The 23,854-nt window shown below is 67.8% G+C and carries 21 protein-coding genes; all 21 read right to left on the reverse strand.

Going from position 1 to position 23,854, the window contains the following annotated elements; genetic code table 11:
• Positions 1-3: 3 nt before the first annotated feature.
• The 21 genes from bcsB to gspE all read right to left on the reverse strand — a co-directional run bounded on the left by bcsB (position 4) and on the right by gspE (position 23,814).
• Positions 4-2,376: a cellulose biosynthesis cyclic di-GMP-binding regulatory protein BcsB gene (bcsB, locus tag M2299_RS16170; protein ID WP_025876672.1), complete on the reverse strand. Its 2,373-nt coding sequence runs from the start codon at positions 2,374-2,376 to the stop codon at positions 4-6.
• Positions 2,373-4,997: a UDP-forming cellulose synthase catalytic subunit gene (bcsA, locus tag M2299_RS16175; protein ID WP_099841891.1), complete on the reverse strand. Its 2,625-nt coding sequence runs from the start codon at positions 4,995-4,997 to the stop codon at positions 2,373-2,375. Before bcsA ends, bcsB begins: the two co-directional genes overlap by 4 nt.
• Entirely contained in the window at positions 4,994-5,749 is a 756-nt protein-coding gene (bcsQ, locus tag M2299_RS16180) for a cellulose biosynthesis protein BcsQ (protein ID WP_099841890.1), read from the reverse strand. The genes bcsA and bcsQ overlap by 4 nt, the downstream gene beginning before the upstream one ends.
• The gene (gene bcsR / locus M2299_RS16185; protein WP_025876678.1) at positions 5,746-5,925 is read right to left on the reverse strand and encodes a cellulose biosynthesis protein BcsR; all 180 of its coding nucleotides are present in this window, start codon (positions 5,923-5,925) and stop codon (positions 5,746-5,748) included. The genes bcsQ and bcsR overlap by 4 nt, the downstream gene beginning before the upstream one ends.
• Complete coding sequence (gene bcsG / locus M2299_RS16190; RefSeq protein ID WP_280884688.1) at positions 5,925-7,553, reverse strand: cellulose biosynthesis protein BcsG; 1,629 nt, start codon at positions 7,551-7,553, stop codon at positions 5,925-5,927. The genes bcsR and bcsG overlap by 1 nt, the downstream gene beginning before the upstream one ends.
• Complete coding sequence (bcsF, locus tag M2299_RS16195) at positions 7,550-7,729, reverse strand: cellulose biosynthesis protein BcsF (protein ID WP_025876682.1); 180 nt, start codon at positions 7,727-7,729, stop codon at positions 7,550-7,552. The genes bcsG and bcsF overlap by 4 nt, the downstream gene beginning before the upstream one ends.
• A complete protein-coding gene (locus tag M2299_RS16200) occupies positions 7,726-9,264 on the reverse strand; it encodes a BcsE family c-di-GMP-binding protein (protein WP_134831988.1) in 1,539 nt (512 codons plus the stop codon). Before M2299_RS16200 ends, bcsF begins: the two co-directional genes overlap by 4 nt.
• Before the next feature lie 237 nt (positions 9,265-9,501).
• Positions 9,502-10,689: a nicotinate phosphoribosyltransferase gene (gene pncB / locus M2299_RS16205; RefSeq protein WP_033830318.1), complete on the reverse strand. Its 1,188-nt coding sequence runs from the start codon at positions 10,687-10,689 to the stop codon at positions 9,502-9,504.
• A gap of 109 nt (positions 10,690-10,798) precedes the next feature.
• On the reverse strand, positions 10,799-11,638 hold the full coding sequence (locus M2299_RS16210) for a glycosyltransferase family 2 protein (RefSeq protein WP_100435794.1): 840 nt from the start codon (positions 11,636-11,638) through the stop codon (positions 10,799-10,801).
• On the reverse strand, positions 11,635-12,489 hold the full coding sequence (locus M2299_RS16215; protein ID WP_025876690.1) for a glycosyltransferase: 855 nt from the start codon (positions 12,487-12,489) through the stop codon (positions 11,635-11,637). Before M2299_RS16215 ends, M2299_RS16210 begins: the two co-directional genes overlap by 4 nt.
• A gap of 598 nt (positions 12,490-13,087) precedes the next feature.
• Positions 13,088-15,301, reverse strand: coding sequence for a type II secretion system secretin GspD (gspD, locus tag M2299_RS16220; RefSeq protein WP_032977175.1), 2,214 nt, complete (start codon positions 15,299-15,301; stop codon positions 13,088-13,090).
• A gap of 9 nt (positions 15,302-15,310) precedes the next feature.
• Positions 15,311-16,099: a general secretion pathway protein GspN gene (locus M2299_RS16225; protein WP_280884689.1), complete on the reverse strand. Its 789-nt coding sequence runs from the start codon at positions 16,097-16,099 to the stop codon at positions 15,311-15,313.
• Positions 16,089-16,802 (reverse strand): type II secretion system protein GspM, encoded by a 714-nt coding sequence (gspM, locus tag M2299_RS16230; protein ID WP_263291342.1) that lies wholly within the window; start codon positions 16,800-16,802, stop codon positions 16,089-16,091. Before gspM ends, M2299_RS16225 begins: the two co-directional genes overlap by 11 nt.
• Positions 16,783-17,952: a PilN domain-containing protein gene (locus tag M2299_RS16235; RefSeq protein WP_059065974.1), complete on the reverse strand. Its 1,170-nt coding sequence runs from the start codon at positions 17,950-17,952 to the stop codon at positions 16,783-16,785. Before M2299_RS16235 ends, gspM begins: the two co-directional genes overlap by 20 nt.
• On the reverse strand, positions 17,949-18,812 hold the full coding sequence (locus tag M2299_RS16240; RefSeq protein ID WP_099841884.1) for a type II secretion system protein GspK: 864 nt from the start codon (positions 18,810-18,812) through the stop codon (positions 17,949-17,951). The genes M2299_RS16235 and M2299_RS16240 overlap by 4 nt, the downstream gene beginning before the upstream one ends.
• Positions 18,809-19,441 (reverse strand): type II secretion system protein J, encoded by a 633-nt coding sequence (locus tag M2299_RS16245; RefSeq protein WP_280884690.1) that lies wholly within the window; start codon positions 19,439-19,441, stop codon positions 18,809-18,811. The genes M2299_RS16240 and M2299_RS16245 overlap by 4 nt, the downstream gene beginning before the upstream one ends.
• Complete coding sequence (locus tag M2299_RS16250; RefSeq protein WP_025876704.1) at positions 19,438-19,857, reverse strand: prepilin-type N-terminal cleavage/methylation domain-containing protein; 420 nt, start codon at positions 19,855-19,857, stop codon at positions 19,438-19,440. Before M2299_RS16250 ends, M2299_RS16245 begins: the two co-directional genes overlap by 4 nt.
• Positions 19,854-20,348 carry a GspH/FimT family pseudopilin gene (locus tag M2299_RS16255; RefSeq protein WP_025876706.1) on the reverse strand — a complete coding sequence of 165 codons (495 nt, stop codon included), beginning with the start codon at positions 20,346-20,348 and terminating at the stop codon, positions 19,854-19,856. The genes M2299_RS16250 and M2299_RS16255 overlap by 4 nt, the downstream gene beginning before the upstream one ends.
• A gap of 6 nt (positions 20,349-20,354) precedes the next feature.
• Positions 20,355-20,798: a type II secretion system major pseudopilin GspG gene (gspG, locus tag M2299_RS16260; RefSeq protein ID WP_032951922.1), complete on the reverse strand. Its 444-nt coding sequence runs from the start codon at positions 20,796-20,798 to the stop codon at positions 20,355-20,357.
• 49 nt (positions 20,799-20,847) lie between these two features.
• Positions 20,848-22,068: a type II secretion system F family protein gene (locus tag M2299_RS16265; protein ID WP_025876710.1), complete on the reverse strand. Its 1,221-nt coding sequence runs from the start codon at positions 22,066-22,068 to the stop codon at positions 20,848-20,850.
• A gap of 24 nt (positions 22,069-22,092) precedes the next feature.
• The gene (gene gspE / locus M2299_RS16270; protein ID WP_100435788.1) at positions 22,093-23,814 is read right to left on the reverse strand and encodes a type II secretion system ATPase GspE; all 1,722 of its coding nucleotides are present in this window, start codon (positions 23,812-23,814) and stop codon (positions 22,093-22,095) included.
• Between the last annotated feature and the right edge of the window lie 40 nt (positions 23,815-23,854).

Raw genomic sequence — 23,854 nt, forward strand, 5'->3', positions numbered from 1 at the left:
CAATCAGTGCCCCGGATCCAGCCGCTTGGCTGCCACCCAGCGCAGCACACGCCAGAACAGGAATGCCACCATCAGCACCACCACCGTAGCCAGCACCGCCAGCAGTGCCGGATGGTCGGCCAGGTGGTACCAGAGCAGCAGCCACCACGGCAGCGCGCCAACGTAGTAATGGTCGCCGACGAACTGGCTGTGGATGCCCGAACTGCGCAGGATCGCCACCGAACCGGCGATCGCCTGGCGCTTGCCGGTATCGCTGAGGGCTTCGTCGAGCAGGCCGTAGTCGGCGGCATTGCTGGCCGCCAGCGAGACGATGCTGCGCTGCGCGTGATGCGGCGACTGCAGGCCGATGATCGCCGCGAAGGGCGCTTCGGCGGTGACCGCCACCTGGGTAACTGCCGGATCACCGGCACGGCTGCCGCGACGGGCCTGCTCCATCGCCAGCTGCGGCGACGGTGACTGGCCATTGAGCAGGCGCGTACGCTGGTCATCGATCAGCAGCGACAACTGATCGCTGCCGCGCAGCTCTGCCGGCATTGCACCCAGCATCAGCAGGTCGGCATCCAGTGCGCTGGCCTGCTTCCAGTCGTCGGACAGGCGCAGGCCATAGGCCGGGTACCCCGTCTGTACGCCCAGGCCGCCCACCAGGTTCAACAGCAGGCTGACCTGCGACTCGCTCGCCGTTGCCGGCACCAGCACCACCGTCTCGGACAGATCGGCCATGCGGCTGAAGGGGAAACCGCTGAGCGCGAATGCGGACAGGTCCGGCAGGCCCATGTAGTGGTGGAAACCGGAGAAGTCGATGGTCGAATCTTCTTCGATCGCCGCCTGCAGGTTCGGCGGCAGCACGGTCTGGCAGTGGTCGCGCTGGGCACTGCCCATCACGCTGGCAAAGTTGAAATCAAAGCGCAGCTGGTTGCGGTCGCCCAGCTTGAGCGAGGGAATCAGCAGGCGGCCGTCGTCGGCACCGGCGTCGCCGGCCAGCACCGGCAGGCGGATTTCCTCCAGACCCTGCTTGCCGTTGCGGCGCACCAGCGGGAAGCTGGAAATGAACTGGTCGTTGATTGCTACGCCCAATCGCGATTCATCGCTGCCGAACGGCGGCGTGTAGCGGTAACGCAGGTTCAGCGGAATGCCCTGGTTGCGCCAGATGAAAAGATCCGGCGGCAGGTTGAGGTTGACCGTGATCGGCTGCGGCGACACGCCGTTTGCATGCAGCTGCTGCGGGTAGTCGAGCAGTTCGGCCAAGCGCACGGCCCGGTCGGTGCGCACCCAGTTAGGTGCATCGTACGGCTTGCGCGGGGCCAACGGCTTGACCTCGTCGATGCTGACCTGGCGGCCACGGAACAACGCGTTGCCCGCCGCCATCGCCGCCACCGCCTTCTGCAGATCGTCATCGTTGCGGCCCAGCACCAGCAGAAGCTTGCGCTGCGGATCCTCCGGCAGCGCCATCAGCTCGACCACCGGGCCCTTCACCGGTGCATGGTTGGCGATCACCGGCGGGAACTTGCCATTGACTGCCAGCACCACGGCATGCCCCTGCGCCGGCAGTTGGCCGAAGCTGACCGGGAAACGCGCCTGCCGCCACCAGCCGGCCAGGCTGCCGAAGTAAGAGGCCATCACGGCACCGGCGCGTTGCTGGGCCAACGTCGGTGCGGCACCGAACACCACCGGCAGCTCTAGGCGCGCGGTATCGCGTGGATCGAAGAACGGCAGCGGGAAGTTGGCCAGGTCATCCTGCATCGCCAGCAGCTGTCCGCCCAGGCGCAGTGTGCTGTTGCTGGACAGGTTCACCCACAGTGAACTGTGGGTGGGTTCTTCGCAGATGTCGGTGTAATGGCCGACAAATTCCAGCCGCACCTGGTTGAAGTCTGCGATCAGGCGCGCATCCAGCGGCAGCTTGGCCTGCACCGGGCGGCCAAGCTGGTCGTTGCTGATCGGCACCACGCCCATCAACGCATCGTTGAGATAGACCCGCAGATGCGACAGGGTCGGCAGCAGCGACGGCGACGGTGTGAAGCTCAGGTCCAGTTCGGCCTCGCGCGCGAGCCGGTCGCGGCGCACCTGGAATTCGAAGGTGGTCGCGTTGCGCACGCCCGACAACAGCGTGTCCTGGCGACGACCCAACTGGGCGAAGGTACTTTCGCGTTGCCAAGGCCAGGCACTGCCTGCCCAGGTCTGCGGCAGTGCAGCTTCACTGCGCTGCGCAGGAACCGCTGCAGCCGCCACCGGGGTCGGTACGGCGACCTGGGCAGCCGGTGCGTCCGGGGTGGAACCGGTGGTCGGCATGCGTGCCGGGGCCGGCGCACTGTTGCCCGAGGCCACAGGCAAGGCCAGCAGGGGCAGCAGCAGCCAGCGCAGAGAGGACGGAATGCTCATGGACGAAGCCCTGGATCAGCGGCTGGGTCAGCCGGGTGGGATGGAAGCGGACGTTGCGGGGCGAAACTGGCCAGCCAGCGCAGCAGGCGACGGTTCCAGTGCGCGGGACGGTCAAGGTCGAACGGAGTGAAGTCGCCCATCCGCCGGTAACCGCGCCAACCCAGCACCAGCACGCTCCACAGGCTGCGTGGCAGGCTCTTGGGCTGGTAGCCGGCGTGCCAGTCGAGCCACGCATCGGCGCGGGCGAAGGTGCACTGGGCAAATTCCACGCGCTGGCGTTCATTCTCGAACGTCAACAGCAGGCCGAGGCGATGGCCAACGCTGCGCTGCACCCGTGCGGGGAACGCAAACTCGCGGCGGCCCCGGCCCAGCAGCACCTGCACCGGTTGCCCCTCAAGCAGCTGCGGGTCGTCGCCCAGCTCGATGCCGACACCGTCGTTGGAGTAATCCTGCATGACGCCACGCAGGCGGCGACCATCGGGAACCTGCAGGGCCATCGGCAAGCGTGTCGTCACGCGATGGGTGCGGCGCACCTGCTGCACCTCGGCGGCCACGGCCAGCGCGCCACCGATGATCAGCAGGTTGTACAGCACCCACAGCGAGCTGACGACCACGGTGCCGCGTTCATCAGCCGGGCCGTGCATGAAGCGCCAGACCGCAAAGCACAGGCCCAGCACGTTCAACAGTGCCAGCACCAGGTATGGCCGTGCCACACGCCAGTCGAAACGGTCACCGGCCTGGGTGCCGCCCTTGTCGGTGACGTTGAACTTGCCGCGCCCCGGGCTGAACAACGCAATGGTGGTCGGCCGTGCGATGTACCAGGCCAGCACGGTCTCGTAGACCTCGCCCCAGAAGGGCCGCCGATACTTGCCCTGGATGCGTGCGTTGGTAAGGCTGGCGTGGGCCATGTGCGGCACCACGAACAACAGGATGGCCAGTGCTGGCGCATAGATGATGTAGACGTGCAGCAGCAGGAACGCCAGCGGCGCGGTGAGGAACACCAGACGTGGAATGCCGGCGAGGAAGTGCAGCATCGCGTTGGCGTAGCAGAAGCGCTGGAACAGGCTCAGGCCCTTGCCGATCAGGGGATTGTCGATGCGGAAGATCTGCACCATGCCGCGCGCCCAGCGGATGCGCTGGTTGACATGCGCTCCCAGGCTGTCGGTGGCCAGGCCAGCCGCCTGCGGGATACGCAGGTACGCCGAGTTCCAACCGTTGCGATGCAGGCGCAGCGCAGTATGCGCATCCTCGGTGACGGTCTCGGTGGCAAAGCCGCCAATGGCATCGATCGCCTCGCGGCGCAGCACCGCGCAGGAGCCACAGAAGAAGGCCGCGTTCCACAGGTCGTTGCCATCCTGCACAAGACCGTAGAACAACTCGCCCTCGTTGGGGTCGCTGCGGAATACCTGCAGGTTGCGCTCGAACGGATCGGCCGAGAAGAAGTGGTGCGGCGTCTGTACCAGCGCCAGCTTCGGGTCGCGCAGGAACCAGCCGCAGGAGACCTGCAGGAACGACCGCACCGGCAGATGATCGCTGTCGAAGATGGCCACCAGTTCGCCATCGATCAAGGTCAGGGCGTGATTGAGGTTGCCCGCCTTGGCGTGTCGGTTGTCGGTGCGGGTGATGTAGTTCACTCCGGTACGTTCGGCGAAAGCGCGGAACTCCTCGCGCCTGCCGTCGTCGAGAATGTGGATGCGCAGCTTGTCGGCCGGCCAGTCCAGGCCCATCGCCGCGTACACGGTGTGCCGCACCAGGGCCAGGTCTTCGTTGTAGGTGGGAATGAGCACATCCACCGTCGGCCACTGCTGGACATCGGCGGGCAGCGGCGCCGGGCGACGGCGCAGCGGCCAGGCCACCTGCACATACCCCAGCATCAGCACCAGCCACGAGTAGGTTTCCGCAGCCAACAGCACCAGCCCGCAGATCAGGTCGAAGGTGCTGTTCCAGTTCAACGTGGCCGTATAGCGCCACCACAGGTAGCGGCAGGACACGGTGATCGACAGCACCACCAGCACCAGGGTGGCGTAGCGCCCCTGCATGCGCCGCACCAGCAGGGCGATGACCCACAGCAGCAGCACGAACACGAACTGCGCGAAGTAGGTGAACGGCTGGGTGATGCACAGCACGGCCAGGCCCAGCGTGACCAGGCCGATCAGGAACGTCAGCAGATTGCGCCTACGCGGCGACAGCCCCTGCAGGCGCTGGCTTGCCCAGGCCATGAAGCGGCTGTTCCAGACCTCGTTGGGTGCATCGCGCATTGCGCGCACGTAGCGCAGGTGACCACGCCCGGCGGCACCGCGCAGCTCGGCGATGCGTTGCCGGCGCGCGCGCGCCAAGCGTTGCCGGCGCTGCGAAGGGCGCGGCACCAAGCGCACGATCGACAACCAGAGCGCCTGGATCAGCAAGCGGATCGGATCGCCGGGGCGCCAGCGACGGTCACCCTGCAACTGCGGGAAGGCACCGCGCAGGCGCGGCGCCAATGCCTGCCATGCCGGAGCTTCCAGGCGCAGGAACGCCCAGCCGATGGCCTGCAGCAGCCACAGCACCAGGCAAGTCGCCCACGGCGCATGTACCCGATCACGCAGGCGGCTCCAATGCAGGTAGTACACCCGCGCGCTCATCCGTGCGCGCCCTCCGCCTGCCGCCGGGCAGACTCGGCCAGGCACCACAGCGCGAGGCCATCGATATCAGCCGCGGCCAGCGAATCGGCCGCGTAGCGGCCCAACGGCTGCTTGCTGGCCAACGCCGCCGGTACCCGCGCATCCTCATGCAGCGGTTGCGGCAACAGGCGCGCAGCATGCGAGTGCAGCCACAACTGCATCAGGTCGCGCTGTACCGGCACAGCAGGATCGTAGCGATTGGCCAGCACACGGCGCGCGTCGGCACTGTGCCGTTGCAGCGCCACATGGTTGGCCGGATCGACACAGGCCAGGCGGAGCGGCAAGGTGCAAGCGGCATGCTGGTTGATCGCGGCCACGTGTGCAGGCAGCCGCTGTGGCAGGTCGAACATCACCCAGTCGAACTGCGGCACCAACAGCGGCATGCGATCGGCCCAGGTAGCCGGCGCCGCCTGCAGCCACTGCTCTACCTGCAGTGCCTCAGCGTCATCGACGCGGCCATAGGGAAGCACGGCCAAGCCAGGCGCGCAGGCGAAGGCCGCCGCGCGCCAGTCGCCTCCGTCAAGCTGGGCACGCGCCCAGCCACCCGCTTCCTTTGCGGGCAGGCCCAGGTGCAGGCCAAGCATCTGGTCCGGGCTGCATTCGACCAGCAGCACGCGCTGGCCCTGCGCATGCAGGGCCTGGCCCAGCGCTGCCAGCACGGTGGTTACCCCGGTGCCGCCATGCACGCCCTGCAGGGACAACAGCGTGTTCATCGCTGCTGCTCCAGTTCCGCCAGCAGCGGCCAGCGCGCCAGCGCCTGCTCGCGCTCGCGCTGCGCCGAAAAGTCCACGTAGGGCATCTCCGGCATGTTCAGGCTGCGCCGCAGCAGGTCGATGTCGTCTTCCTCGACCGACAGGGTGGTGGGCACCGCAAGAATGTCGGCAGCCATCAGCGTTTGTCCTCGGGGTAAGGGCTCCAGGTCTGGCTGCCCTGCAGCTGCAGCCACGGCTTGCCGTCGTAGTCGATGACCTTGGCGCCTTCGTTCTCGGAAACCGATGGCGTTCGCGGCAACCCCTTCAGCAGGCTGTCCCAGTCACGGTCGGCCGGCGGCGACTGCGCGTTGAGCGCGTAGACCCGTGCCACCAGCTCGGAGATGGCCAGGTAGCTGCTCGGTTCGGGAATGTGGCGCGGGCCGCCGGCAGCAGGTGCCCCCATACCGACCAGCTTCACGCCTACCGGCACGTGGGTGATCGACGGGCTGGGAATTTCACGCATGCCCGGGATCTGCATGCGATCGCCGTGCAGTGCGGCACCGTGTTCGGGTACCACCACGATCATGGCGCGGCGCCCACTCTTCTCCACCGCGTCGACGAAGCCGGCCATGTCACCGAGCACCATCTGCGCACGCGCCTTGTAGTCGGCAGCGTTGGCACGACCATCGGCGCCGACGATGCGGTTGCCGTCGTGCAGCGAGATCGTGTTGTAGAACAGCGCGACCTGCTGGGTGGATTCGGCCTGGCGTTGCTTGAACCAGCTGTTCAGCACGTCGCCATCGCGACGCAACGGTGACTTGTCGAACGCCACCAGCGCGCGCGGCAGTGGATTGATGTCCATCGGTTTGGCCTGCAGGCCGCCGTACTTGGAGAGCTCGCCGATGAAATCGTCGAAATGGCCATCATGATTCATGGCCAGCTCGCTCTGGAAACCGAGGCGCTGCAGGTTGGAGAACAGCTGGCACTCGGCCGGTACCGGGTCGAACAGCGCGGTGTGCGAAGTCTGCCCGCAGCTGGCGCGCAGCAGGCGGATGGCCGCCGGCCCGCTGTAGGCGGTTGCCGAATTGAAATCGTCGAAGACCACGTCCATGCGGTCGAGCAGGTTGTTCTGGCGCAGCCCCACTTCGTCCAGGTCGCTCCAGGCCAGCGAGCAGATGTTGAGGATGATGACGTCGAAGGGCGCGCCGCTTGCCGGCGCCGGGAAGGCCGTCTTCAAACTTGACTGCTGCTGGTAGAAGCTTGCCAGCCAGGCGTTGAGGTTGTCGTTGCTGGCAGGTGCCAGCGGCGCACGACCGGAGCCCGTATTGCCGGTGGCGGCCACGGCCTGGCCCTGTCGCGCGACCAGGTCTGCCGGCAGCGGCAGCGCAACCACCGCCATGCCGAGCATGCCCAGCACGCTGAGGGTGGTGATGCGCAGCCACGGTTTCAGCAGGTAATAGGCCACCAGCAGCAGGGTCAGCACCGCCACCATCTGCCAGTTGATGAAGCGCTGGGCCAGTTCCAGCCAATAGTCGGCAGAAAAGTCGAGCACGCCCGGCTGCGCCAGCAATCGCTGGAACGGCGGCCACCAGGTGTCCTGGTAATACAGCGCCACGCCAACGGGGACAGCCACCACCGTCCGCGCGATACGCGCCCAGCGCCAGCGCAGCGGCACCAGCAGCGCGCCGAGGAACAGCAGGTTGGGCAGGATCTTCAGGTCCAGCGCACCCATCCAGGCCAGCACCACCTTGGACAGGAAGTACAGGTTCCAGCCGCGCAGGTCGGCCCAGGCGAACGGCGATGCGGGCAATGCCTGCGGACTCATGCCGGCCTCCGCGGTGCGCGCTGGCGCACGCCCGCCCGGCGCAGGTGACGTGGCGGCAACCACCCGCCGACGCGTCGGCGCAGGCCTCGCCACAGCACGCCCAGCATCGCGCCGAACGGAATCATCAATACCGCGCAGGCGACGATCAACGTCCACAGCTGCTGGTCGGTGGTCATGTGTCGTCTCCCAGCCGCAACGGTGTTGGCGTTGCAAATGGCACTGCTACAACCGTCGCAACTGCGACCGGCGCGGGTTCCGCAGGCTGCGGCAGCAGCTCCGTCTCCGGATCGCTGCCGCTGGCGTTCATCGCCGCGATATCGTATTCGGCAAGCCGCTGGTAACCGTCGAACAGCTCGCGCCAGGGCAGCCGGAACAGGTTGCCCAGCGCCTGTTCGATGGCATCGCGGCGACAGCCGAACAGGAACAGGCGCACCTGCCCGCGGTACACGCAGGCCAGGTCGCCCTGGCGGCGGATGCGCAGCTGCTGCAGCGTCTGCTCGGCACGCAGGCCAGCCACCGGCTGCAATGCCAGCACTGCACTCTCCACGGCGCTGCCGTCCTGGTCGATGCGTTCACTGGCGATCTGGCGGAAGCGCGACGCACTGACCTGGCCACTGATCGACGGCGGCCGGTGCGCACGGATCAACGGTTCCGGATCGTCAGCCAACTGGCCCTGCCAACGCTGCCGCTGCACGGTATCGAGCAGGGTCAACAGGCGCGGCAAAGGGGTGTGGGCAGGCACCACGAGGCTGCCGCCGCACTGCAGCAACAGCCGCTCATCGGCGTAGCGCAGGCAAGGTTGCAGTTCACGTACCACCAGCTTCACAGCATCGCCGCGCTCACGCCGCAGGCGATGCAGCAATCGCGCCAGGGCGTCGACCTGTGCGTTTTCGCTGATGGCGACCACCACCGTGGCTTCGCGTGCCTGCAGCGCGGCAGGCATCAGGCCAGCCCAGCCTTCATACAGGCGCCAGGCCGACGACAACGGCGGGGCACCTTCCAGTACATCGGCCTGGGCCAGGAACAGGTCGCGGTCGCTGCCGCCCTCGCCCGCCACTGACGGCGCTTCAACCTCGGGGTCGACCAAGCGCTGCAGACGCTGCTCGACTTGTTCAACGGTGAAGGCACGTTGTGCGACGACGCCGTGGCTGTTGGTCCAGTAATGCAGCAACAGCTGCAGTGCACCACGGTGCGGATGCAACTGGGCGACACCGGCGCAGCTCCGGTTCAAGGGCAACAGACGCGGAGCGAGCGTGGCCACCTCGCCATGGCAGAGCAGCAACAAGACCTGCGCGGCGTTCTGCGCCCACTGCTGCAGGCGCTGGCACCAGCGCGACAAACGCGCGTCGTCCCAACCGTCCAGTGCAGCCACGGGGAACTGCACGATGCACATGCGCGTTGTGGCGCCTGAAGCGCGAGGCAAGTCCTCGGCAAGGCCGCGCAGGGCCAACTGCATGCCCTGGTGCGAGCACTGGAACATGTGCACCCGTGCAGGACCTTGTTCGGGCGTCAGCAGAGACAACATCGGCTCGACGCCGCGCCCCAGCGTTGCCAGCACTACGTCATCAAGATCGCCCGCGCCGATCAACGCACTGGCGCCGAGCAGATCGGCCGGCGCGCTGCCAGCAGCAACGACCCAGTACACGCTGCCACCGCGCATTTCGACGAATTCGGCCGGCATGCCGGCAATGGCAAGATGAGGCGCCGTCACGCGTTGTTCCTTTCAGCGGCCATCGGTGGGTCCATTGGCAGACTTGCAGGGTGGATACTGCAGCGAAGGAAACTCATTTGATGACGCACGTCACATTCGTGTGGTTGTGGGCGCATCATACCGTCGATCCTGATGCTTGCGGCATCAAGGCACGGTCAATTACTGCCACCCGCGATGTGCGGCAAGCACCACATGCAGGCAGCCACGGGCCGCGGTGCGGCCCCGGACCGACCGCGATCAGGCCTGGGCCGGATCCGGCAATTCGAACACCTGGCGCAGGTAGGACAGGTAGCCCGGGTCGTCGCACATGCTCTTGCCCGGCGAGTCACTGAGCTTGGCCACCGGCTGGCCGTTGCAGCGGACCATCTTGATGACGATGTTCAGCGGGGTCGGCCCCAGATCGTTGGTCAGGTGGGTGCCCACGCCGAACGCCACCTGGCAGCGGCCACGGAAGTAGTCGTACAGGCGCATCACCTTGGTGATGTCGAGCCCATCGCTGAACACCAGTACTTTGCTGCGCGGGTCGACGCGGCGCAGCTGGAAGTGGGCCAGCATGCGGTCGCCCCAGTCGAACGGGTCGCCGGAATCATGGCGCACGCCGTCGAACAGCTTGCAGAAATACATGTCGAAGTCGCGCAGGAACGCATCCAGCCCGACCACGTCGGACAGGGCGATGCCAAGGTCTCCGCGGTACTCGCGCGCCCACGACTCCAGCGCCGCCACCTGCGAATCGCGCAGGCGCGGGCCCAGTGCCTGGAACGCCTGCAGGTACTCGTGGGCCATGGTGCCGTGCGGCGTCATGCCGTACAGGCGCGCGAAGTGCACGTTGCTGGTGCCGACCAGCTGCGGGCCCAGCGCATCGCGCAGCAGCGGCAGCAGGCGGGCATGCCAATCGCGCGAGTAGCGGCGGCGGCTGCCATAGTCGGCGATGCGGCACTGCTCGAAGCCAGGGGTATCGCGCAGCAGCGCGGCCTTGGCCTGCAGGCGGCGTTCGCCTTCGGCGAAATCCGCCGTGGTGGTGTTGCGGAACCAGACTTCGTTGATGATCGCCAGCAGCGGCACTTCGAACAGGATCGTATGCAGCCACGGACCGGTGATGTCCAGTTCGATCTCGCCGGGCACCGTCTTCGACGCGCGCAGCTGGATGTATTTGCGGTCCAGGTGGAACAGGCCGAGGAAGTCGGCGAAATCGGGCTTCACAAAGCGCAGGCCACGCATGTAATCCAGCTCTTCATTGCTGAAGCGCAGGCTGCACAGGTGGTCGATCTCCTCATCGATCTGGTCGATGTAGCGGGCCAGCTCGATACCGGGGGTGCGGCATTTGAAACGGTATTGAACCTGCGCGCCGGGGTGCTGGTGCAGCACCGCCTGCATCATGGTGAACTTGTACAGGTCGGTGTCGAGCAGGGACTGGATGATAGGCATGGGGGAATTATGCGCCCGTTCGGGTGAACCGGGGTCCGTCGTGGAGGTGGCGCCCTCACGCGCTCTGCAGTCGATCCACGCCATGCGTGGATGATCCTGTGGCAGCGCGCTACAGCGACCTGCGCAGCAACCTCGGCACCTGCACCAGTGCATGGGCCCAGATCGCCCCCCACACCGCCACCCGCACCGGCAACGACCGCTGCGGCGCTTCGAACTTGCTGAAATAGCGCCATAGCCCGCGATGCTTGTGCCATTCAACGAAGAACGGGCGCGAGCGGCTGGACACCCCGCGCACGTGGGTCACCTTCAGGTCGTTGGCGATGGCAACCACGCCACCGGCCTCACGCACGCGGCGGCACAGGTCGAGGTCTTCGGCGTGCAGCCGGTAGCCGGCATCCCAGCCGCCGATGCGATCAAACAGGGCGCGGGGCATCAGCAGCAGCGCACCGGACAACGCCGGCACCTGCTGCAACGGCTGCGCCGGGTCGCGGGCAATGGCCAACCGCGCGCCACGACCGGGCGAGCGCAGCATGGCAAGGAAGTCCGGATCACGGCGCCGTACCGCGTCATCGGCCAGGCCCTGTTCGTCCACCTGCTCCACCCCCAGCAGACTGTCGCCCACCGCATTGGCGCGGTCACGCAGGGCTGCCAGCGTATCGACTTCGACCATCAGGTCGGGGTTGATGAAGGCCAGCCACGGGCTGCGTGAATCGGCAACGCCCTGGTTGTTGGCTGCGGCAAAACCGGGATTGTCCGGGTTGGCGATGAAACGTACACGCGGATCATGGCTGGCGTGGCGCTGCACGACTTCCAGGGTGTCATCCAGCGATCCATTGTCGACCACCCGGATCTCGGCCACGTCCTGCGCCTGGCGCAGCCGCGACAGGCACGCATCAATGGTGCTGCCGCTCTGGTAGGTGACGACGATGGCGGCAATGGCGGAATTCAAACAGGCGGCTCCAACGGTGATGGCGGGACGAACAGGTCGCCCTGCCCGCGCGGCATTATCGCCTGCTGCAGGCCGTGCTGCAGGTCCTGGCGCAGCGTGTGCAGCGGGTCGTGCATCAGGAAGTCAGCCAGCCGCGGTACCCAGCCCGGCCAGCGCGCGGCCAGTGCTTCCAGATCGCCGTCGCGGCTGGGTGCTTCACTGGCACGGCTGACGAAGGCGTTTTCGCACAACACGTTGCGCCAACCGAGACCAGCCATGCGCAGGCTCAGATCGACCAGCGCCGCGTTCCAGCCCAGGTAGCTTTCTGCATCCAGGCCGCCGGCGCGCCGCCGAGCATTGGCGCGCACCAGCACGGCGTGGGTGACCGCCGAAGGGAGTTCAGGATGCAGGCTCGGCAGTGCGGCGCAGACATGTGCCAACAGCGCCGGGTCGCCCGGTTCGGGGTTGAGCTCACCCAAGCGCGGCCACGCCGCGGTTTCGCCCACGTTGCACCACGGCGTGGCCGTGGCAATGGCCGCGTCGCGTGCAAACGTGGCCTGCAGCTGCTGCAGCCATCCCGGTGCGGGCACGCTGTCCGGGGCCAGCACCGCCACGTCCAGGCCATCGCAGGCACGCAGCATTTCGTCCAGGTGGGCAACCTCGCCCAGCGGCCGCGCGCGGCGGGTGTATTCGGCCTGCAACGGCGTATGTGCCAGCCAGTGTTCGACCACCGCCTGTGCACGTGGCCCGGCCTGTGCGTCATCGGCCAGCCAGATCGATGTTCCCGCTGCGGTACCGGCATCAAGCGCGGCCAGGCAGCGGTCAAGTACCGCGTCGTCCACGCCCAGCGGCAACAACACGATCGCCCCCATCCCGCCTCCGTGGTTGTCGGTGGCCACAGCGTAGCATCGGGTGGGTGTCGGCCGGGTTGCACCCGGCACCCGCAGAGGCCGCAGCAACAGCAACGGCAACGGCAAAAGCTGACTTCCTGGGAATGGCGGGGTGGGTCCGGTGGCGGAGGACGCCGTGAATCCATCCCTGGAGGCTTGGCCGCGGCATCCATGCCGCGGACACCCCCGCCACCGGACCCACCCCGCCTTCGACAGATTTCCGCGACCTGTCTGGCCTGTTCCTGGTAGTGCCGGCCGCTGGCCGGCACATGCAGGTATCGGGAACGAAAAGAATGGGGTCAGATCCGTTTCCCCTTGGAAAACCGATCTGACCCCATTCTTCGAAATCTGACAGAGATTCATCCACGCATGGCGTGGATCTACTGGCCGCCGGGAAACTGTCGAAGGCGGGGCGGTGTCGGATTGTGGGGTGCCAGCCGCATGGATGCGGCTGCCAAGCCTACAGGGACGTACTTGCGGCGTCCCCGCAATCCGACACCGCCCCGCCATCCCACGGAATACCCGCTGTTGCTGTTGCTGTTGATTCGGCAGGTGCAGGGTGCAGCCCTGCCGCCCCCCCTTACTTCTTTGCGCGCGGCTGGTTCAGCGGCTCCATCGCGCGGAAGCGCTGGCTGTACTCGTCGGTCAGGGTGCGGGCCTCCTGGCCGTTGCGGACGATGGTCGGGGTCAGCAGCACGATCACTTCCGAACGACGGCTGGTGCGGCTCTTCTGGCCGAACAGCGCGCCCAGTACCGGAATCCGGCTCAGGCCGGGAATGCCGCTGCTGCCATCGGTGGCCGAATCGGTGATCAGGCCGGCCAGCATGATGGTGTCACCACTCTGCACCGCCGCCTCGGTGGCCAGCTTCTTGGTGGAGATGCGCGGATTGCAGTTGCGCTCCTGCGGATTGCAGTTCTCCGGCACGTCCGATGCGCTGCTGATCTCCTGCACGATATCCAGGAACACCGTGCCGTCGCGGGTGACGCGCGGGCGCACCTTGAGGATCACGCCGGTGTCGATGTACTGCACCGAGCTGTAGCTGCTGGTGCCGATGCCGGTGTTGACCGTGGTGGTGTTGATCGGCACCTTGTCGCCTACGTTGAGGGTGGCTTCGGCGTTGTTGCGCACGAACACCGAAGGCGTCTGCAGCAGGCGCACGTCGGTGACCTTGTCCAGCGCACTGACCACGGCTGCACCGTTGTGCCCGGTGAACGCCCAGCCGGCGCCATCGGTACCGGTCACCGCACCGGCGAAGGTGTTCCAGGAGCCGCCGGCCGCTGCTGGCAGGGTCAACCCGGACAGCGCGCCGGTCAGCGCGCGCCCCGCCACGGCATTGTCGAAGAACCAGTTGACGCCGTACTTCAGGTCGCCGGTCAGCCCGACTTCGGCCACCTGCGCTTCGATGTGTACCTGCAGCGGCATCACGTCCAGCTTTTCGATCACCTCGCGGATCGAGCGCCAGGCCTGCGGTGTCGAACGCACCAGCAGCGTGTTGGTTTCCTCCACCGCCGACACGCCGACACGATCGCCTTCCACTTCCAGGCTGATGCTGACGTTGCCCGACTGGCGCTGCGGCAGGTTCAGGCTGCCGGCGCTGCTGCCACTACCACTGCTGCTGCCGCCACCGACCTGGTTGTTGAAACTGCTGCTGTTGCCCGCGTCCATACCGCGGTCGCCCTCGCTGCCCAGCTGCGACGGAATGGCACCCGGCGCCAGCGATGCCGAGCCGGAGCCGCCGCGGTTGCCGCTGCTGGCAAAGGCTTCGCTGAGGCGTTCGGCCAGGTCGCGTGCCTTGATGTATCGCAGTTCATGCGAGAACAGGCGCGCGCTGCCGCCGGCGGTATCGATGCGGTCCAGCCACTGCTGGATCTGGTCCAGGTAGCGCACCTGCGGGGTGATCACCAGCACTGCATTGGCGTTTTCCAGCGGCAGGAAACGGAACATGCCGGCGCTGGGCGTCTTGCTCTCTTCGCCGAAGACCTTCTCCAGATCCGCCGCGACCTGCTCGGCCTTGCCGGACTGGATCGGGAATACACCCACCGACATGCCCGAAAGCCAGTCGACGTCGAAGATCTCGACGGTATGCAGGTAGTTCTCCAGTTCCGCACGCGTACCGCCGAGGGTGATCACGTTGCGGCCGCTGTCGACGTTGACGATGGCATTGGGCCGCGCATAGGGCTCCAGCACCTTCTTCATCTCGGTGGCGGAAATGAACTGCAGCGGCACCACGCGCACTTCAAAACCGCGTGCGCTGGAGGCCGGCGCGGTGCTCGGCGCCACGGTGCCGGCCAGTGCCTGGTCGGCGGCGACGATGTTGTAGCGGCCACCGCTGTAGACCATGCGGGCGTTGTTCCAGCCCAGCACCATCTCCAGCAGGTTCAGTGCCTGTGCCGGCGATACCGGCTTGGGCGTGGCCAGCGTCACCGTGCCCTGCACCCCCGGGGCGATCACGTAGTTCTGGCCGAGCATGTCCCCGAGGATGGCCTTGACCACCGCGTGCACCGACTCGCCTTCAAAGTTGAAGGTCGCCTCACCGGAGCTGGCCGCATGCAGCGCGGGCGACGGCTTGCGCGCGGCTTCGCGGTTGATCATGGTGCCGGTGCCACGGCGGATCACCGCCTGCGGCGCCCCCTGGGCTTGATCGGCCGCTTCGGTCTGCGCATCGACGGCAGCCTGGCCGGCACTGGCCGAGGGCTGCAGGTTGCCGTTGCGTTGCACATGCGGGGCCGACACGGTGCTGCAGCCGACCAGCAGCGTCAGGGCGAAGGACCAGGGAAGAAAACGCAGATTCATGCATTCACTCTATCGGTTGGTGCCATCGCCCGGGGGCGGCGACGGTTGTTGCTGCTGTTGCTGCAGCTGACGGCGGCGGGCCTGGATGCGTTCGCGGATGGCCTGCATCTGCGCTTCGCTGGGACCGTTGGTGTTTGCAGGGGGTGCGGCGGCCGCGGCCGGTGCAGGCGAGGCGGGACCCACGTTGCCATCGGCGGCACGGGGGGTGGGCAGCGTCTGGCTGGGCGTTGGCTGCGGTGGCGGCGGCGGAACCACCGCGCCAGGCACAGGCGGTGTGCCAGTGGCTCCGCGCAGCGCGGTCGGCGCTTCACCGCCCTGGCCATTGAACACGGCCAGTTCCAGCACCTGGCTGCCACTGGAGCCGATCACCGTGGCCTGGCGCGGTTCCAATGCCACCAGCTGCCAGCCATCGACTGCATCGCCGTTGAGGCGCAGGCGCAGCGACCGGCCCTGCTCGGTGGTGAAGGTGGCCATGCTGAAGTCGCCGGTCATCAGCACGCCGGTCAGGCGCAGTGCCGGACTGGCGGCGGCTTCACTGCCCCCCAGCAGATACGGGCGTGGCTTGCGGTCCTCGGCGAACAGGGGCCGTTCGCTGATCACGCTGTAGCTGTCTGCACCGGCCATGCGTTCGGGCGCCAGCACGGGCAGCGCCGGCAGCGCGGACTGCGCGTCGCCCTCCGCACTGACCGTGGGCAGCTGGCTGCCAAGACCGAAGCCGGTGGCCAGCCAGATCGCTGCGGCCCATCCGGCCAGCGCCAGCAACAGCCCGGTGCGCAGGCTGATCTGCTCAAGCTTCATCGGCCACCTCCTGCGCATCGGTGGCAGGCTGCTCCGCCGGTGACGGCACAGGTGCCGGCGGCGACGCCACCGGCGCTGCTGCAGGCGGAGTGGCCGCAGGCGCTGTCGAGGGATCGGCAGCAGCCGCCGGCAGCAGGTAGCCGGCCAGCTCGAAGGACACATCCAGGCCGAGCCCGGATTCGTTGGGCGATTGCTGGAAACGCTGTGCGATCAGGTTGAGGTTGTCCACGAACAGGCGCGGGCTGCCGGTCTCCAGGCTGTGCAGCACGGTGGCCAGTTCGGCCACGCCACAGCGCAGGCGCACCTGCATGGCCACGCGCACGAACGCAGCATCGCGACGGTTGTCGCTCAACGGCGTGCGGTTGCTGATGGTGCAGCTGCGGTTGCCCGGGCTGGCCATCGCCACTGCATCCTGCAGGCGTGCGCCGAGCGCGGCTGCGGCGGCCTCGGCGGTGGCTTCCTGCAGGAACCCCGGGCGCTGCTGCAGGGCGTCGCGGGTTGCGCGCAGCCGCTGTTCGATCTGCGGCTGCTGCTGCAGCTGCGCCTGCACGCGCTGCTGGCGCTCGCGCAGGGCGGCGGCATCGGCATCGATGGCGCGCAGCGGCTGGGTGAACCACGGGTGCACCAGCAGCAGGTAGGCCAGGCCCAGCACTGCCAACAGCAGTGCCAGTGCCAGCCAGCGGTCACGGCGTGCGCTTGGCATCGGCATTGGCCGCCTCCGTGGTTGCAGTCGGGGCGGGTGCCGGCGCCGCTGCCGCCGAAGGCAATGGCTGCAGCTCGGCGGTCAGGGTGAAGCGGTCGCGGCCACTGGCGGCACCGTCAGCCTGCAGCACGCCGGTAAGGTTGACCTTGCGCCACTGCGGCGCGTCCTGCAGCAGCGTGACCAGCTGCGATGCTTCGCTGCTGAGGCCGATCAACTGCAGGCTGTTGTTCTCGATCGCCAGTTTTTCCAGGTAGGTGCCATCGGGCAGGCGTCGGGTCAGCTCGTTCCAGACTTCGACGGTACTGGCGCGCTGGTTGCGCTGTGTTTCCAGGAACGCCGCTCCATCCAGCAGCGCCTGCAGCTGGCTGCGTTCGCTGGCCACGCCACGCGCACTGCGGGCGCTGCGCTCGACGTCTGCGCGCAGCGCATCGACGGCGTCACGACGGTTGTCCAGCAACTGCATCGCCGCCAGCACCAGCATCACCAGCGCAGCCATGGCAAGCAGCAGGTTCCAGCGCCGCATCGGGTCCGGTCGCTGCTGACGCTGCGCGGGCGGCAGCAGGTTGACCTGCAGCGCGCGGCCCTGGGCATCGATCGCATCGACACCGGCCAGCACGTCGGCCCACGCTCCGATCTGCGCGCGCCAGTCATCCAGCTGGCGCAGCGGCCAGGCCACCAGCTCCACCTGCAGCAGGCCTTCGCCGGCACTGCCCAGCTCACGGATGTCATAGCTGACCTGGCTGGCTTCGAACGGTGTCTGCCGGTCGATCTCGTAGCCGACCACCGCACGCAGGCGGTCAGCGGCTGCGGCAGGCAGACGCAGATTGCGCCGCAGGACCTGCCCGGCCGGCAGCAGCCACACCCGTGGCAGGCTGCGCAGGCGCGGCTCCAGCACGCGGTCCAGGTCCGCCGGTTGCAGCGGCCACGGCAGGCGGGCCACGGGCTCGAGACCATCGCCGGTTTCACGCCAGACCTGTAGTTGCCCGTCCTCGCACTGCAGCAGCAGGCGGGTCTGCGACCAGCCCAGCGCCCATTGCCAACGCATCGGCACCCAGGCCAGCAACGACTGCCGCCACCAGCGCAGGAAACGGCCGGCACCGGGGCCGATCTGGCCCTGCACCTGCCGCAGACTGTCCTGCCACGCCGTCATCTTGCTGCCATTCCCTGCTCCCAGCGAAGCACTGTGTAGGTCCGGCCGGGCACCCCGCCCGATCCGTTGCGCACCACCGCCTGCAGCACCGACAGGCGTCCGCTGCCGTCAGTGGCGCGGGACTCGATACTATAGGTGCCACTGCCGCTGGCAAGCGCCGATGCACCCGCAGCGTTATCTCCGTCACGCTCCTGCTGGGCGCGTTGCGCCAGCAGTTGTTCCGCATCCAGGCCCAATGCCGTCAACACCGGCCCACTGGCGAAACGTGGATCCGGGCGCGCCTGCCTGCTGTAGAGCGTCAGGTGCGGCAGCATCGCGGTATACAGCGACCCGCGCATCCCCAGCACCCGCTGCAGTTCGCCCAGGGTTTCAAAGCGCTTGTTGCGCGGGCCATAGGGCAGGCCTGCGGCGGCGTACTCCGGCGCCTCGGCACCACCACCGGGCTGCAGCAGGCTGTCTTCGTCGCGCCAGTCGATGATCGCACCGGCCAGCTGCCTGGCGCTTTCTGCCGGCTCGCCCAGTGCCTGCATGAATGCGGACAGCAGGGCCGTATCGGCCAGGTTGAGGTTGATCTTGCCGTTCTCGTCCAGCACCCGGATCTCGATGCGGGCGTCGTCGAACTGCCAGCGATAGGCGCGGCCATCAGCCTGCCACGGCGGACGCTGCGGGTCCGGCTGCAGCCGCAGCAACGCGTATTCCAGGCCGGCGCGGGCGCGCTCCTGGCCGCGTGCGTCGTCACCGAGCACCCGCTGCTGCAGGTGTTCGACCCGTGCGCTGAGCGCAAAGGCGCCGACCAGCGCGGTCATCAGCGCGATCAACCACAGCACCAGGACCAGCGCGGCACCACGTGGACGCTTCATCGCGCACCTCCGCTGCCACCGGCCCGCAGTGACACCACCAGCGGCGGCCACGGCGTGCCCCTGGCCGGCACGATCTGCACTTCCACCAGCAATGGCAGGCGCCGGGTGTCCTCCCAGCGTGGCAACCATTCGGTCAGCTGCCCGTTGCTGGCGTCGACACCGCGGTAGCGCAGCCTTACGTCCTTCAACTCCTCCGCTAGCACTTCGGGCGGGCGCGGCGGGTTCTCTTCGATGCGCTCGCCTTCCTGCAGCAGCACCAGCCCCAGCAGCAAGCGGCGGTGCCCGGCTGCGCCATCCACCTGCAGCGCATGCAGGTAAGGGCCGCCACGACCGAGATAGCCCGGCAGGTCGGCAGCGAACTGCATGCCCTGATCGTCACCCTGGAAGAACACCGGTTCGCGGGTGGGATCGGGCACTTCCAGCGGGCTGCGCAGGGCACTGGCGAGCTGCCGCCGCAGCAGGGCCTGCACTGCGCGCATGCGTTCGCTGTGCGCGGCAATCTGCTCGCCGCGCTGGCTGATCGCCATCGCCGAGCGCACGCTGGCGAACGCCAGCGCCAGGCCGCCTGCCAGCAGCACCGTGGCCAGCATCACTTCGACCAGGGTGAAGCCGCGTGCGCGGCGCCTCATCGCGCATTCTCCAGCGCGGGCGGCAACAGACGCAGGCTGCGCCAGCGCAACTGCTCGCGTTCACTGTCGCCCCAACGCACCTGCAGCTGCAGTTCCGCCAGCCAGGGTGCGCCCGGCGACTGCGCAGCGGGCAGCGCACCACTGCGCGGCTCGGCCCAGGGCTGCACCTGCAGCTGCCAGTGATAACGCCCCTGCTCCCACTCGCCCTGCTGGCTGCCGGCCTGCAGCGGTGCTTCCACCCCGGCGGCGGCCAGCAACGACTGCGCGTGCAGCACCGCGCGCGTGCGCAGCTCGGCGTCGCGCACCTGCCGCGCGCCGCCGGACAGGCTGCCCAGCAACAGCGTCAGCGCCAACCCGAGCAAGGCGAAGGCAACGATCACTTCCAGCAGGGTGAAACCACGGGCGCGCGACCTCATTGCGCCCGCCACGGTCCGGAACGGACTTCACCGGTCAACCAGCCCACATCGATGCGCCACTCCGCGCTCTCCAGCTGCAGGCGGATGCGGCCGCCACTGGAGCCGCCGTCGGGATGGAATTCGATCACGCCCTGGCCAGGCGCGGTGGCCAACTGCGCGGCACCTTCGAACTGCACCTTCAGCTTGGCCGGCACTTCACCGTGGCGCTGGCTGGCGCCCTGCCAACGATGCTGCGCCGGTTCGATCACGAAGCGCTGCGGTTCGCCGCGGGCAATGGCCTGCGCGCGCACCATGCGCAGCTGGTTGGCGATGTCCTTGCCGGCACTGCGCAGCTGCATGCCGGCAAAGCCGCGCGACATGCCAGCGGCGGTGATCAGGCCGATGGCCGCAATCAACGCGATCACCAGCAGCATTTCCAGCAGCGACAGGCCCGCCGCGCGCCTGCCGTGCAGGCGCGGGCGTGACACCCGGCGCGGCAGGAAAAGCAGCATGCGTGCTTACGGCTGGTAGCGGATGTCAGCGTCGACGCTGCTGCCGCCGGCCTTGCCGTCCTTGCCCAGGCTGATCAGTTCATACGCCTGGCCCTCGCCCGGTGCGCGGTACTCCAGCGCGTGGCCCCACGGGTCGTTGAGGTCGGCAGGCTTGGCATACGGGCCCAGCCAGCCACCGACGCCGGCCGGCGCGGTCACCAGGTCGTTGAGCGAGGCGGGCAGCTTGCCGGTGTCGATCTGGTAGTTGTCGACCTTGGAGGCAACGGTCTGCACCTGCGCCTTGGCGATGTTGGCCTTGCCACGATCGGCGCCGCCGAGCACGCGGCTGGCGACCAGGGTCAGCACCGCGCCGATCAGCACGATGACGATGATGATCTCCAGCAGGCTCATGCCCGACTGGTGGCGTGCGGCGGTGAAGGAAAGGCGGATCGGTCGACGGGAAGCAATCATGGTCGGTCCTTTCAGGTACGGGATGTCGGGGTTGCGAAGGAGGCCATCGTCAGCCGATGGCGTTGGTAAGGTCGTACAACGGCACCAGCACGGCCACGATCACCGCGCCGACCACCGAGGCCAGCACCAGGGTGATCGCCGGCACCATCGCCGCCAGCAGGCGGTCGATGCGGCGGGCGCTGTCCTGTTCGAAGGTATCAGCAGCTTTCAGCAGCATGGTATCGAGCGCGCCGGACTCCTCGCCGACCTGGATCATCTGCAGCGCCAGCCGGGGAAAACGCTTGCCGCGCGACAACGCCAGCGACAGGCCGGTGCCGTTCTTGACCTCGTCGGCGGCGGTCTCCAGGTCTGCGGCCAGCGCGCGGTTGCCGAGCACGTTGCGGGCGATGCCCAGCGCCCCCAGCAGCGGCACGCCGTTGCGCAGCAGTGTCCCCAGGGTGCGCGCCAGCCGCGCGGTTTCCAGCTCGCCCAGCAGGCGGCCGATGCCCCGGCGCTGCAGCAGCCAGCCATCCAGCGCCAGACGGAACGCGGGCTGCCGCACCTTGCGTTCGAACAACAGCAGCAGCACGCCCGGCACCACCAGCAGCAGCACCCACCAGTCGCGCACGAACAGGCCCAGCTGCAGCACCAGGTTGGTGAACCATGGCAGCGCCACGTCCAGGCTTTCGTACATCTGTGCGAACTGCGGCACCACGTAGCCCAGCAGGAACAGCAGCGCACCGCCCACCACCACCAGCAGGATCGCCGGGTAGACCAGCGCGTTGATCACCTTGCCCTGCAGCGCACGGCTGCGTTCGAGGTAGTCGGCCAGGCGTTGCAGCGTGTCGTGCAGGCTGCCACCGGCTTCGCCGGCGCGCACCATGTTCACGTATAGACGCGAGAACAGGCCGTGCTGGCGTTCCAGCGCAGTCGACAGCGGCGCGCCACCACGCACCACGTCGCGGATGTCAGTGATCGCGCGGCGCGAGCGCTCGTCTTCGGGCAGGCTGAGCAGGATCGACAGCGCGCGGTCCAGCGGCTGCCCGGCACCGAGCAGGGTGGCCAGCTGCTGGGTGAACTGCAGCAGTGCCGCGCCCTGCAGCGGACGCTGGCGGAACAGGCCGCGCAGGCTGCTGCCGCCAACCGCACCCCCGTCGGCCAGCTGCGTTTCCATCGGCAGATGGCCCTGGTCCTGCAGGCGCGCGACCAGCTCGGCCTCGCTGGCCGCTTCCATCTGTCCGTCGAACACCTCACCGTGTGGGTTCAGTGCCTTGTAACGGTAGTTCGGCATGTCAGCGTCGTCCCTGCACGCGCATCAGCCTTCCTCGGTCACGCGCAGGACTTCCTCGAGGGTCGTCTGCCCGCTCAGGGCCTTGCTCAGGCCGTCCTCGTACATGGTGCGCATGCCGGCTTCGCGGGCGATGCGCTCGATCTCGCCCATGCCATCGCGACGCATCACCGCACGGCGCAGCGCGTCGTTCATCACCAGGAATTCCATGATGGTGGTGCGCCCCAGGTAGCCGGTCGGCGCCAGCGCCGAAGGCTTCGGGCGATACAGGTAGATCGTCCCTTGAGGCTGCAGGCGACGCAGGTCGAAGCGTTCGATCTCTTCCGGCGAGGCTTCGTAGCGTTCGGCGTGGGTCGGCTCCAGCCGGCGCACCAGGCGCTGGGCCAGGATGCCGTTGATGGTGGAGGTGAGCAGATAATCTTCCACGCCCATGTCGAGCAGGCGGGTGATGCCGCCTGCGGCATTGTTGGTGTGCAGCGTGGAGAGCACCAGGTGGCCGGTCAACGCTGACTGGATCGCGATGCGCGCGGTTTCCAGGTCGCGCATTTCACCGATCATGATGATGTCCGGATCCTGGCGCACGATGCTGCGCAGCGCATTGGCGAAATCCAGCCCGATCTGTGGCTTGGCCTGGATCTGGTTGATGCCTTCGATCTGGTACTCGACCGGATCTTCAACGGTGATGATCTTGACGTCGGCGGTGTTGAGCTGGCTCAGCGCGGTGTACAGCGTGGTGGTCTTGCCCGACCCGGTGGGGCCTGTCACCAGCAGGATGCCGTGCGGCTGTTCAAGCACCTTGCGGAACTGCGGCAGGAAGGCATCGGTGAAGCCCAGCCGATGGAAGTCGAACACCACCGTCTCGCGATCAAGCAGGCGCATCACCACGCTTTCGCCGTGCGCGGTGGGCACCGTGCTGACACGCAGGTCCAGTTCCTTGCCCTGCACGCGCAGCATGATGCGGCCATCCTGCGGCAGGCGGCGCTCGGCGATGTTGAGCCGGGCCATGATCTTGATGCGGCTGATCACCGCGGCGGTCAGGTTGGCCGGCGGACTCTCGCCTTCGACCAGCACGCCATCGACGCGGTAACGCACCTTCAGCCGGTTTTCGAACGGCTCTACGTGGATGTCCGACGCGCGTAGTTCGACCGCGCGCTGGATCACCAGGTTGACCAGGCGGATCACCGGCGCTTCGGAAGCGAGATCGCGCAGGTGCTCGATATCGTCCACTGCGCCGCCCTCGCCATCGGCGGTTTCCACGATCGCGCCCATCGCACTGCGGCCCTGGCCGAACCAGCGCTCGACCAGATCATCGATCTCCGCGCGCATGCCCAGCAGCGGCGTGACCGGTACACCCAGTGCCAACTGCACGGCCTGCTGCGGGTAAGGATCGTGGGCGTCGGCCAACCACAGCTGCACGCCGTGCTCATCCAGCGCCAGCGGGCACACGTGGAACTGCTTGAGGAAGCGCAGCGACAGCGGCAGGCCTTCGGCCAGCGCCTGCGGTGGCGATTCAGGCAGCTGCCGTCCTTCCAGCAGCGGCAGGCCCAGCACATCGGCGCTGGCCTGCGCCTGGTCACGTTCGGACACCAGCCCAAGCCGTACCAGCAGCCCAAGCAGGCTGCCACCGGACTCGGCATGCAGCGGCCGCGCACGCGCCAGATCTCCTTCCTTGAGCCGACCACGTGCCAGCAGCGCATCGAGGATGCGGCCTTCAGTGTCGTCGATGGCAGTGGCAGCGAGCGCGTTCACATTACTCTCCTGTCGATCGTCCCGACTTTAGCAGTTAAGC

The sequence above is a fragment of the Stenotrophomonas sp. 1278 genome, assembly GCF_029892765.1.
Classification (GTDB): Bacteria; Pseudomonadota; Gammaproteobacteria; order Xanthomonadales; family Xanthomonadaceae; genus Stenotrophomonas; species Stenotrophomonas indicatrix.